Annotated in this window: 10 protein-coding genes; 1 reads left to right on the top strand and 9 read right to left on the bottom strand. The window is 43.7% G+C overall.

Features of this window, described 5'->3' with window-relative positions; genetic code table 11:
- Positions 1-33: 33 nt before the first annotated feature.
- The 8 genes from IE070_RS10230 to IE070_RS10195 form a co-directional block, all read right to left on the bottom strand.
- Positions 34-237 carry a hypothetical protein gene (locus IE070_RS10230; protein ID WP_189483097.1) on the bottom strand — a complete coding sequence of 68 codons (204 nt, stop codon included), beginning with the start codon at positions 235-237 and terminating at the stop codon, positions 34-36.
- Between the two features lie 307 nt (positions 238-544).
- A complete protein-coding gene (locus tag IE070_RS10225) occupies positions 545-1,579 on the bottom strand; it encodes a porin (RefSeq protein ID WP_189483096.1) in 1,035 nt (344 codons plus the stop codon).
- A gap of 197 nt (positions 1,580-1,776) precedes the next feature.
- Positions 1,777-2,565, bottom strand: a complete 789-nt coding sequence (gene pstB / locus IE070_RS10220; RefSeq protein WP_189483095.1) for a phosphate ABC transporter ATP-binding protein PstB — start codon at positions 2,563-2,565, stop codon at positions 1,777-1,779.
- Positions 2,566-2,613: 48 nt separating this feature from the next.
- Complete coding sequence (gene pstA, locus IE070_RS10215) at positions 2,614-3,987, bottom strand: phosphate ABC transporter permease PstA (RefSeq protein ID WP_229797025.1); 1,374 nt, start codon at positions 3,985-3,987, stop codon at positions 2,614-2,616.
- 3 nt (positions 3,988-3,990) lie between these two features.
- A complete protein-coding gene (pstC, locus tag IE070_RS10210; protein ID WP_189483094.1) occupies positions 3,991-5,385 on the bottom strand; it encodes a phosphate ABC transporter permease subunit PstC in 1,395 nt (464 codons plus the stop codon).
- Positions 5,386-5,523: 138 nt separating this feature from the next.
- A complete protein-coding gene (locus IE070_RS10205; protein ID WP_229797024.1) occupies positions 5,524-6,552 on the bottom strand; it encodes a substrate-binding domain-containing protein in 1,029 nt (342 codons plus the stop codon).
- 133 nt (positions 6,553-6,685) lie between these two features.
- Positions 6,686-8,326 carry a methyl-accepting chemotaxis protein gene (locus tag IE070_RS10200; protein ID WP_189483093.1) on the bottom strand — a complete coding sequence of 547 codons (1,641 nt, stop codon included), beginning with the start codon at positions 8,324-8,326 and terminating at the stop codon, positions 6,686-6,688.
- A 222-nt stretch (positions 8,327-8,548) separates the two neighbouring features.
- Positions 8,549-8,839, bottom strand: coding sequence for a high-potential iron-sulfur protein (locus tag IE070_RS10195; protein WP_189483092.1), 291 nt, complete (start codon positions 8,837-8,839; stop codon positions 8,549-8,551).
- Positions 8,840-9,196: 357 nt separating this feature from the next.
- Here IE070_RS10195 and IE070_RS10190 point away from each other — a divergent pair, with 357 nt between their 5' ends.
- Positions 9,197-10,435 carry a DUF819 family protein gene (locus tag IE070_RS10190; protein ID WP_189483091.1) on the top strand — a complete coding sequence of 413 codons (1,239 nt, stop codon included), beginning with the start codon at positions 9,197-9,199 and terminating at the stop codon, positions 10,433-10,435.
- 81 nt (positions 10,436-10,516) lie between these two features.
- Here the strand turns inward: IE070_RS10190 and typA are convergent, their stop codons facing one another.
- Positions 10,517-12,346 (bottom strand): translational GTPase TypA, encoded by a 1,830-nt coding sequence (typA, locus tag IE070_RS10185; RefSeq protein ID WP_189483090.1) that lies wholly within the window; start codon positions 12,344-12,346, stop codon positions 10,517-10,519.
- Positions 12,347-12,558: the final 212 nt, after the last annotated feature.

Genomic DNA, 12,558 nt, shown 5'->3' with positions numbered 1-12,558 from the left:
ACACTAGGCCCGCAACGCGGGCCTATTTTATTACTAATTCTCTACTTTAACGCGCTTTTGTGGGGGATTTACCCACACTACATGCCCAGTGTGAGCTGACGTACGCGTTAAAGCGGGTTCACTCTTCATACGCTCTTCATCTAATTGGTAACTGTATTGTTGCGAAGTAATAGTCGAACAACCGGTAATTGCCATAGCGGCGGCGACTGCAACAATCGTTAAGGTTTTTTTATTCATCTGCCTGCCCTCGTCTTGGTGGATGATGAAACTATAGACAGCAAGTCACGGCTTGTCTAGCACATTTTTATTACAGTTTGATGAATGCTGGCAGGCAGAAAAAAACACAAATTATTGATTTTTAAATAAATTAAATTTCATCCTTTAAATAATTTCATTTTTTTGCAGAATTTCTCACGCATCACAAAGAAATTTTTAATGGTGCAGATGTCATGTGAACAAAAATGGTGAGCAAAAATGAAAAATGCCCTGCAAGCATACTCACAGGGCATTAAGGGAGGGCATTTAAACGCGCAGTAGAAATGCGTTAGAAATTGTATTGGATACCCAGTGATAACCCACTGCTATTCTCGCCCGCAATGGCAGCCATTTGTGTATCACGTCCACCTGCCGACACTCGGAACGCGGCAGCATCCTCATTTGAAGTAATGCCGTAGGCCACATATAAGGTTAAATCTTTGCCAAGACGACGATCGGCTCCTACGACAAGCATCGATGCAGCAGAATCAGCGACATCATTCTCTGCCGCAACATAATATTGGCTACGCAGTATATAATCGCCTAGCTTATAACTAGCACCTAAACCATACACATTACGATCACCACCTGGTATATCACTGGCACTTTGAAACATCCCCGACACTCGGAAGTCAGACGTAACATCGTAGTACGCACCTAAACGTAACGCATTTGGATCAAGATCGTTTTGACCTTCAAAAGTCTCATAAGCAATGGCTGCATAAAACCCTGACACTTCATAGCTTAACGCCATACTATAAGATTCGCGAACATTGTCCACGGTTGCACCTTCAGTATTATGTGGGGTGTAGTGGATATCGAATACAAAATTCCCGAACTTAGGCGTTTGATAATGCACACCATTTTTGAAACGCTCGTCAAATACATTACCAATATTGGCATTGGTATTCCCTGCCGTTGATGTGCGAGTCAAGTTACGAATGTCACCCACACGATCGCCGAACATATCAACTTTGCCCCGTATCGACTTTAACGGCGTGTCAAACTGGCCCAAGCGAACAGTACCAAAATCACCTCGGATCCCAACAAACGAATCACGGGAGGCCCAACTGCCCGCACCTTCATCAAAACGAATATTTTGTTCAATCTGTGCAAACGCCTCTAACCCACCGTCAAGCTCAGTTTTAGCACGAAACCCCAAACGGCTGGAATTACTAGACACATTGGTACCACTGTCAACGCCATTATCAAGCGAATCAAGCGATAAATGGGCACGACCATAAATCTCGACATCAGCAGCCAGAGCAGGTAAAAAAACAGTGCTAAGCGCAGCAGCAACTAGACTTAACTTGATGGTATTCATTGATCTTCTCCACATGGTTAAAATAAAAGTGATTGCGTAGTAAGTGATTTAATCTCATCTTGAGTGATGGCAATTTTATTTCTTTTTTATGATAATTTTATGACAGCCGGAAAATTAATAATAAAAAAGAGCGAAAATCGCTCTTTTTTTGTTACCTCTAGTAAGTTTTTTCCTGCAGCAGACTCGCTAGCGCTAAATTAACCGTAGCGACCGGTGATATAATCTTCCGTTTTCTTTTGCTTAGGATTCGTAAAGACATCGTTGGTCACGCCCAACTCAATTAAATTACCTAAATGAAAAAACGCTGTTCTGTCTGATACACGCGCGGCTTGCTGCATATTGTGCGTAACGATAACAATGGTAAAGTTTTGCTTTAACTCGTCAATTAATTCTTCAATAATTGAGGTTGCAATAGGATCCAATGCCGAACACGGCTCGTCCATTAAAATAACTTCTGGACTCACGGCAATAGACCGAGCAATACATAAACGCTGCTGTTGACCACCCGACAACCCTGTGCCAGGTTGGCTTAAACGATCTTTTACCTCGTTCCATAAACCGGCACGGCGTAAGCTTGATTCAACAATATCATCTAAGTCAGATTTTTTACTGGCTAAGCCATGCAATTTAGGACCATAGGCAATATTTTCATAAATCGATTTTGGAAAAGGGTTTGGCTTTTGAAATACCATGCCCACTTGAGCACGTAATTGCACCACATCTAATGATGGATGATAAATATTCTGACCATCTAACGCAATTTCACCTGTTACCCGGCAAATATCTATGGTGTCATTCATCCGATTTAAACAACGCAAAAAGGTCGATTTACCACACCCAGATGGCCCTATGAAGGCGATAACTTCATTTTCAATAATATCCATATCAATACCATGGATAGCTTGGTTATCGCCATAGAATACTTTTACATCGCGCGCGGTCATTTTTACCTTGGCCGCATTGTTTACTGCTACACTTTCACTCATTGTTATATCCTGTAATCTGCTTAGATAAGGGGTGCCAGCCAAGGCAATTTACCAGCGCACTTCATACCGTTTACGTAGCCAAATGGCTAAACTGTTCAATGACAACATTAACGCTAACAACACAATAATTGCCGCCGACGTTCTTGCTTCAAAGAAGTTACGTAACTCATTACCTTGCCACAAATATATTTGCACCGGTAAAGCAGTCGATTGTTCCATGGCGCTGGTTGGCACCGACGCGACAAATGATTTCATTCCAATCAGTAACAATGGCGCTGATTCGCCTAACGCTTGCGCCACACCAATAATAGACCCCGTTAAAATACCTGGGATAGCCAAGGGTAATACATGATGGAAAACCGCTTGGCTTTTTGATGCCCCCAACCCTAACGCCGCTTGACGAATAGAAGGCGGAATGGCTTTTAACGTTGAACGGGTGGCAATGATCACCGTGGGTAACGTCATTAATGTTAATACTAATCCCCCAACCACCGGTGCAGACATGGGTAAATTAAACCAACCAATAAAGATGGATGCGCCCAATAAACCAAACACAATTGATGGAACTGCCGCTAAGTTGTTAATGTTAACTTCAACCAAATCGGTTAATTTATTTTTAGGCGCAAACTCCTCCAAATAAATAGCCGCTGCCACGCCCATCGGAATCGCCAATACAATCACCACTAACATCATGTACAGCGAGCCCATAAATGCACCTGCTAAACCTGCTGAAGCTAAAGAACTGCGTGAATCGGGGTTCATAAACAAGGCAAAACTAAACCGGTTTTGGATAATCCCTTGTGCTTTTAAGCTCTCTACCCACTCGCGCATTTTAGGACTTAATTGCTGTTGTGCATCACTCAGTGAGCGATCAATATTACCTTTTAACCAAACATCAATATTGGCATCGGTTAACAAATATAATGATTTGGTAGTACCAATAACACTGGGATCATTGATTACCATATCACGAATCGCAAAACGCTCACCTGATGTGACGACGCGCTGTAAATCGCGACGATGTGCTTGACCATCGGGGATCACTTTATTTAAACCGTCTAAAATCAGCCGATTAAAGTTAATCATCCCTACCGACGAACGCCACTCTAAATCACGTTGCCGAAAATCATTATCGCTCTCATCGGCCTGTTGCACCGGTTTTTCTGCAATTTGTACCACCGCCGGATCAAAATAGATATCGACCTTGATCGCATGTTGCCAAAACGCAGGCAAACCTTTAGAAAAAATATTCACGAACAGCAATACCACTAGCAATAAGCTAATCGCTACCGCTGTCACGCCGGCACCGCGAAATAGCTTTTCTTGGCGATGACGCTTTTGCAACGAATTAATGACCTGTTGTTGCACCTTACTTCTGGCAAGGCTTGAACCTTTAAGATTTTTTACTTCAGTCGTCATCATTTATTACTCGTATTGTTCACGGTACTTGCGCACGATAACTAGTGCTACCACATTTAATAACAGGGTAATCACGAACAAGGTTAACCCCAAGGCAAAAGCCACTAAAGATTGCGGACTCGCAAAATCATTATCACCGGTTAATTGGTTAACAATGGTGACCGTTACTGTTGAAACTGCTTCAAACGGGTTGGCTGTGACAGACGGACTATTACCCGCTGCTAGCACCACAATCATTGTTTCACCTATGGCGCGGCTAACCGCGAGCAATACCGCACCAACGATACCTGGCAATGCCGCTGGCAACACCACTTTACGAATGGTTTCTGATTTAGTCGCACCCAAACCCAAGGAACCATCACGAAGCGTTTTTGGAACTTGCGTTAATATGTCATCAGACAAAGAGGAAATAAACGGCACTATCATAATGCCCATAACCACACCTGCCGTTAAGGCTGAAGTGGCACGGATAGTTAATCCCATGGACGCGCCGATGTCGCTTAAAAAGGGTCCCACCGTAACGAGCGCAAAAAAACCATACACAATGGTCGGGATACCAGCCAAAATCTCAATAACTGGCTTTACCGTGTTACGAACCTTACTCGGCGCATACTCTGCTAAATAAATGGCAACCATTAACCCTAAGGGTATCGCAACAATCATGGCAATAAGCGCCACTAACATGGTCCCAGAAAGCAGTGGTAACAAGCCAAAACTGCCTTGACTACCGGTTAGCGAACCATCAGCTACGCCTGCAGTAGAAAATCGTGGGTTCCAGGTTGTGCCAAAAAAGAACTCAGAGGGTTTAACAAAGGTAAAAAATTTCAGCGTTTCCCCCACCATCGATAACACAATACCGACGGTGGTCAAGATAGCAACTGTAGAACAAAGCAATAACAAGCCCATAGTAACGCGCTCTACTTGATGTCTTGCGCGTAACGAAGGCTGGATCTTTCTAAAACTCAGTAACAAACCCAACGAGGCTACCACAAACATTAACGCGGTAAGCATTAAGGCACTTTGTTGCTTTAATCCAGTAAGATAACTCGCAGCATTGAGCTCCCAATCAGCTGCTTCCGCCACAATACCAAAGTTCGCTGCTAAGTTACTGATCCGGCGCATTACAATAGCGGCTTGCTCTAATTCTGGTTTAAATTCAGCCGGAATACTGGCAATAACCATACCGTCAATAACACTTGGAGCAAGCCAATTCCACACTAACATCACGGCAAGTGGCGGCAATACCGCCCAAAGCCCAACCATCATACCGTAATGATGTGGTCGTGAATGCATGCTGGAACTGTTGTTGCCACCAGCAATACTACGGCTTCGTGTCATACCAAATTGGTAGGCAATTGCCATTAGCACCAGCAACATCAAAATTAAAGAAAGATTGTTCATCAGTACTCCGCTACTGAACAGAGATCAAAAAATATAGGTATAGCATAAAGTCTAAAGATTGCAGTTTTATGACAATGAAAAGTCATTGTCACAAATGCATAAAGCCACCCAAAGGTGGCTTAGATGTATTAAAGCGTATTACAGTACTTTTTTGCTACGAATCGTCGCTAATACCTCAGCGCGCTCATCATCAGATAACGGAATTAAACCTGCTGCTTCTAATGGGCTGCCTTCGCCTGAGGTAGCATCAGAAATAAAATATTCTGCAAATTGCTGTAAACCTGGGATCACGCCAATATGTTCACCTTTAACATAAAAGAACAGAGGGCGAGCTACCGGGTAAGTACCAGCAATAATATTATCAACTGTTGGCACGACACCACCTACAGTAGCTACTTTGATACGATCACGGTTTGATTCGTAGAAACTTAAACCAAATACGCCAACAGCATCTTTTTGTGCTTGAAGACGAGCTAAGGTCTCAGTGTAATCACCTGCAATTTCAACTACGCTACCATCGGTACGCATGGCTAAACAGAATTGGTTTTGTACATCTGAGCTCATTGCTTGTACTTCTGGCAGTGTTTTACAGCCATCAATAATTACTTTCTCTTCATAAACTTCACGAGTACCGTGATTTGAACCTGGGATCGCTAACAAAATTGCTTGGTCAGGTAATGATTTGTCGATCTCTGACCAACGCTTATAAGGGTTATCAACCATCTTTCCATTTTGAGGTACTTTGGCCGCTTGCGCTAAAAATACATGTACCGGTTGTAAAGCAAAGGTACCTGCATCAACACGTGACGCAAACACAATACCGTCATAACCAATTTTAACTTCAACAACCTGATTAACACCGTTGGCCTTACAAGCTTCAAGTTCTGCTGGGCGAATAGCACGTGATGAGTTAGCAATATCGATAGTGTTGGTGCCTACACCTTGACAAAACTGACGTAAACCGCCACCAGAACCACCAGAGCCCACAACCGGGGTTTTAAACTGTGCAAAGTTATTACCAAATTCTTCAGCAGCAATAGAAGAGAACGGTAACACGGTAGAAGAACCGGCGATTTGAATGGTATCGCGCGTTGCTTGCGCTGTTACAGCAAAACTAAGTGAAACGGCTGAAACCAGGGCGAGTTTAGCAAAAGTTTTCATATTCATATTTTCGTTCCTCTGAAGAGTAGTCTTTCTAACGTTTGAATGAGATGTACATTTTATGACACTAGTTTGCCAAACTTATATTTCAATAATATGACAGACGGTAATTTAATATCAGCAGCGTTAACGTATAGCGTCAAATTATATGAAACAAACGACAACTCACGTTCAATTGCTGGGCTAAAGCCGATAACTGTTCACTGGCCTGTGCAGAACTTGCTGCCCCATCATGCAATTGTTGGCTGGCGGCATGCAGCTCACTGATACCCGTAATAAAACGGTTTGTAACCTGCTGTTGACTATCGGTTGCTTGTGCAATTTGCTTATTCAACCCGGCTAATTCATGTACTTCCAACGAAATATTATGAAACACGTCTTCTGTGTGCCGAGCATGTATTACTCCTTGCCCAGTTTGTTCTGTAGCAAGCGTTATAGCACTTACAGCATAATTTGCTTGTGTTTGTAAGGTCGTAATCATATGTCGAATCGATTCAGTAGCGGCTTTAGTATTACCAGATAATGTTCTTACTTCATCTGCTACAACCGAAAACCCCCGCCCCGCTTCACCTGCTCGAGCGGCTTCAATAGCAGCATTTAACGCCAATAAATTTGTTTGTTCAGAAATCTGACCAATAACTTCTAAAACGCCCGCTATTTTGGTTGAGTCTTGTTGCAGATCGCGAATAATGGCACTGGCCTCACTCATCTTTAATGCGAGCTGTTCCGTGTTTTGCATATTTTGTTTCGTCACGCTTGCGCCTTGTGTACATAATTGTTGGGTAACTTGCGTCCGTTTTAACGCAACTTGTGTATCAGCCACCACCTGCTGCAAAGCAGTAGATAATTCAGTAACGGCCATACTAAGCTGATCCGCTTGTTTTGCTTGCTGCCTAGCCCCCGTATTCACTTGTTCACTCACCTGCTGTACATGGATAACTTGCTGCCCAAGCAAGTCTGAACTGCCATCAATATCTTTAAGCAAACTAGCAAATCGTGCCAGCATGACATTCAGCGCTTTGGCCGCATCAGCAATTTCATCTCGCCCTTGTTCATCCGCTCTTAAGCGCAAATCTGCATGTTGCGCTAGCTGGTGCAATAAGGCGCACAATCCTTGCAAAGGTTGATTTACTGCTCGACGGGTTTGCCAAACCAATACAATCATTAATAACGCTAAACCCGTACCACCAAAAACGTAGACGTGCACCATGGTTTGCGTAAATGCACCAGCCTGATCGCGCACGGTTGCCGCGGTGGCTAATTGTTGTTGAATAAACTGTTCGGCTAGCTCAGTGAAGGGGGTAATTCTTTGCGAAACTTCATTGCTAATTGTAGACTCGTTTAAAATACGAATAAGGAGCGCATCGGTTCCTGCATACGTAAGCCATTCTTTATAATGCTTTATTGCTTGGGCGAAAGTGGTATCTAATTGTTGAAATATTGCTTGATCCGCATCAGATTTTGCCACACGTGCTGCAACAAATTTTTCCCAGCGTTGCTCTGCTTCAACGAGTAATGCTGTTACATTTTGCACTGTAGCGTCGGGAGAAACCCAACCTGTTCGATACTGCTGTAGTTGTGCTAACCCTTGCTGTTGTAGAATTTTCTGCGGCACCATAATGTCGGTGAGTATCGCTAAATGTTCATCATATAATTGATTAAATAATCGATCTTTCGCACTTGCCATCCAAAAGCTTGCTAGCAGTACCATAATAAGCAGCACTAAAGGCACCAACCCCAGTAACACAACCCGTTTTGAAATCGTCAACGATATGGCCATACCACTGCTCCTATAAACCTGTGTAGATTCACAGTAGCAAGACTTTATGACTTTTTCATGACACGCTTACTTGGTACTAAAAGCGGCTGTCACCTCTGTACTGCACACCTTGTGTTCAACCGAACCGCATAAAAAAAGCCGGCAAGCCGGCTTATGGTAAGGTGTTACGCGATAGTAAACACAACAAGACAAATGGGTTGCCATGTTGCCTAGTTCACTCGCTTAGATCTTTTTAACCCACGCTTGGCACCAACCTTCTGCTGCCACTAATTTGCCCGGGAAAATTGCGCATGGGCGCCATTCCTGACCATCTTCGCCTTGGATCAGATTACAGTTAGCACAATTTTGGCCTTCCTTTTCTGATTTATGGGTGTACTTCATGGCGGTTGCTAAAGGATCGTCTAACTTCACCGGCTCTGCTGCCATCGCCCGTAAACTTACACCACCTGCAGTTAAACCAATAACAGCACCAGCTGAAATCTTAAAAAAACTACGTCTATTAATATTATTCATTGTGAATCTCCTGCATTGTTGCATTTAATAATACTTAAGATCCGTCGTTGCGGATTTGATTTACAGCAAGTTTAGTTGCTAACGTAAAAGCACATAAGGTTTTTTACTTGGCAACCGACCTGACTTGGCAAGTGTACGCTAAAACGGCATGCGTTGCTGCTTTTAAGCGTCCTTTAGCTAAAAGCCCTTCATATAAAGGGGTTATCTCAACTTTACACTGCAAGCAATCTACAAATTACATCCCTTTGCAGTGCCAACAGAATAGATTTTTTTCTTAGTATTAAATCCAGCCCTAGCAAGCACATAATGAACTGCGGTATCGTTGTAGTTTATCTTAAACCTTGTGTTGTGACCGTTATGTCTAACAATGCTGTACTGATTACCAACGACGCTGTTGTGTTAGGGATCCTTGCTATTATTCTTGGCGCGGTGTTTTACACTAGCCACAGTGATCATCGCTACTGTAAAGCGTTCTATCGCTATGTGCCGGCGCTTTTGCTCTGTTACTTTATTCCCTCGCTATTTAATAGCTTTGGCATTATTGATGGCGAAGGCTCCTCCCTTTATAGCATGGCCTCTCGCTACCTGTTACCCGCCAGTTTAGTCTTATTGACCTTAAGCGTAGATTTTAAAGCCATTATGGGCTTGGGCCCTAAGGCCCTAATTATGTTTTTTACAGGTACGCTCGGTATTGTGATTGGTGGCCCTTTAGCGCTACTGACATTAGGCTCGCTGTATCCGGAGGCATTAGGGGGTGATATTTGGCGCGGTATGACAACAATTGCCGGTAGCTGGATTGGCGGCGGGGCCAATCAAGCCGCCATGAAAGAAGTATTTAACGTCGATGGTACCATCTTTTCGGTGATGATCACGGTCGATGTCATCGTCGCCAATATGTGGATGGCCGTACTGTTATTTATGGCCAGCCGAGCGGCGTATTTTGATAAAAAAACCGGGGCCGATACCTCAGCGATTCGGCATTTACAGCAAAAAATTGAGCATTATCAAGCGGAGCATGCTCGGATCCCGCAGCTAAACGATTTTATCTTAATTATTGCCATTGCCTTTGGGATCACTGGTTTTTCCCATCTGGTTGCAGATTGGATCTCGCCTTGGATCGAACAAACGGCGCCGCAATTAGCCATGTACAGCTTAACCAGTAAGTTTTTTTGGCTGGTGGTTGTGGCCACAACCTTGGGATTACTGTTATCCATGACCCGCGCGCGCAAACTCGAAGCCGTTGGCGCCTCTAAATTTGGTACTCTCTTTCTATATATCTTAGTTGCCACTATCGGCATGCAAATGGATGTGACCGCGATCTTAGATTATCCATTAATGTTTGTGGTTGGTATTGTCTGGATGGCGTGCCATGCTGGCTTAATGTTATTTGTCGCTAAACTGATTAAAGCACCGTTATTTTATATGGCGGTAGGTAGTCAAGCCAATGTTGGTGGTGCCGCCTCAGCCCCCGTGGTTGCCGCAGCATTTCATCCGTCGTTGGCCCCAGTTGGTGTGTTATTAGCCGTATTAGGCTACGGCATAGGCACTTATGGTGCTTATATTTGCGGATTAATACTGCAGCAGGTTGCCCCTTAACGTTACCGTTTATAACCAGAAACAAAAACCCCCGGCATAGGCCGGGGGCTTTTAAATAACACCCTGTGTCACTGAATACAATTAACCGCGGCTAGCGCGCTTACGATCGTTTTCAGTTAAATGGCGCTTACGAATACGGATAGATTTTGGTGTCACTTCTACCAACTCGTCGTCATCAATAAACTCTAACGCCTGTTCCAGCGTGTAGCGAATTGGCGGAACTAAGGTAATGGCTTCATCAGTACCAGACGCACGTACGTTAGTTAACTGTTTGCCTTTTAAACAGTTAACCGTTAAGTCGTTGCTACGGCTATGAATACCGATTATCTGACCTTCATACACTTCTTCAGCATGGCCAATGAACATACGGCCACGTTCTTGTAATGAGAAAATTGCATAGCCAGCAGCTTTACCCATGGCGTTAGAAATCATTACACCATTGGTACGCTGACCAATGTTACCGCCTTTGTGCTCACCGTAGTGATCAAAGCTATGGTACATTAAACCAGTACCTGAAGTAATGGTCATAAATTCTGTACGGAAACCAATTAAACCACGGCTTGGCATTAAGAAATCCATACGGATCCGGCCTTTGCCATCGGGTTGCATATTGGTCATTTCAGCTTTACGCTCGCCCATTTTTTCCATAATAGAGCCTTGGTTTTGCTCTTCACAGTCAATGGTCACGTTTTCCATCGGTTCCATTTTCACGCCATCAACCACTTTCATGATCACTTCTGGGCGTGATACGGCTAATTCAAAGCCTTCACGGCGCATGTTTTCAATTAACACGCCTAAGTGCAATTCACCACGACCTGAAACACGGAACTTATCACCGTCTTCAGTTTCTTCAACACGTAACGCCACGTTGTGTTTCAGTTCGTTAGTTAAACGCTCTAGAATTTGACGTGAAGTAACAAATTTACCTTCTTTACCAGCAAACGGAGAGGTGTTTACTTGGAATGTCATCGTAACCGTTGGTTCATCAACTTGCAGTGCGGGTAATGGCTCTACTTTTGTTGTGGCACAAATAGTGTCAGAGATCTTTAATTCACCTAAACCGGTAAAGGCAACAATGTCACCTGCGGTGGCTTCAGTGGTTTCAATACGCTCTAAACCTAAGTAACCAAACACTTGGCCTACTTTACCATTACGCTTGGTGCCATCAGCGCCCACAATAGTCACTTGTTGGTTTGGCTTTAATGAACCGCGTTTAATCCGGCCGATACCAATAATACCTAAGTAACTTGAATAATCTAATTGCGACACCTGTAATTGCGTTTCGCCATTCACTTCCACTTCTGGTGGCGCAACATATTTGATAATGGCTTCGAATAAGTCGGTGATGTCGTCTTTTTTCACATCAGCTTCTAACGACGCCCAACCATTTAAGCCTGATGCATACACAATTGGGAAATCTAATTGATCATCAGAAGCGCCTAAGTTATCGAACAAATCAAATACCTGATCAATAACCCAATCAACACGGGCACCTGGCTTATCAACTTTATTGATAACCACAATCGGCTTTAAACCATGAGAAAACGCTTTTTGAGTAACAAAACGTGTTTGTGGCATTGGGCCTTCTACGGCGTCAACCAGCAACAGTACTGAATCGGCCATTGACAATACGCGCTCTACCTCGCCACCGAAGTCGGCGTGACCCGGTGTGTCCAGAATGTTGATCTGATAACCGTTCCAGCGCACAGAGGTATTTTTAGCAAGGATAGTAATACCCCGCTCAGACTCTTGTGCATTAGAATCCATTACACGCTCTTGTAATTTGGCCCGAGAGTCAAAAGTACCTGATTGCTGTAACAGTTTATCAACCATGGTCGTTTTACCGTGGTCAACGTGGGCAATGATTGCGATATTACGCAGTTTGTCTAAAGATGAAGCAGTGACGCTCATGTAAATGTTTCCTCTGTGGCACTAGATGACCATAATGACCACCAGGCTAACGCGATTTAAAACTAAAGGGTGCATATTCTACTCTTTTTTTTACGTGAAAGAGAAATTCCCTGTCGACTTTTCCTGATTTTTTTTCAATACCGTTATTTTCCGCTACACTAAGAGTCGGCATAAGCGGCACCAGAATGATGCACTTCAGCACCATTTTGGTG

It is taken from the genome of Alishewanella tabrizica (assembly GCF_014652375.1).
GTDB classification, from domain to species: Bacteria; Pseudomonadota; Gammaproteobacteria; order Enterobacterales; family Alteromonadaceae; genus Alishewanella; species Alishewanella tabrizica.
The sequence above is the reverse complement of the archived record's forward strand: the minus strand, read 5'-3'. Positions and strand labels throughout refer to the sequence as shown.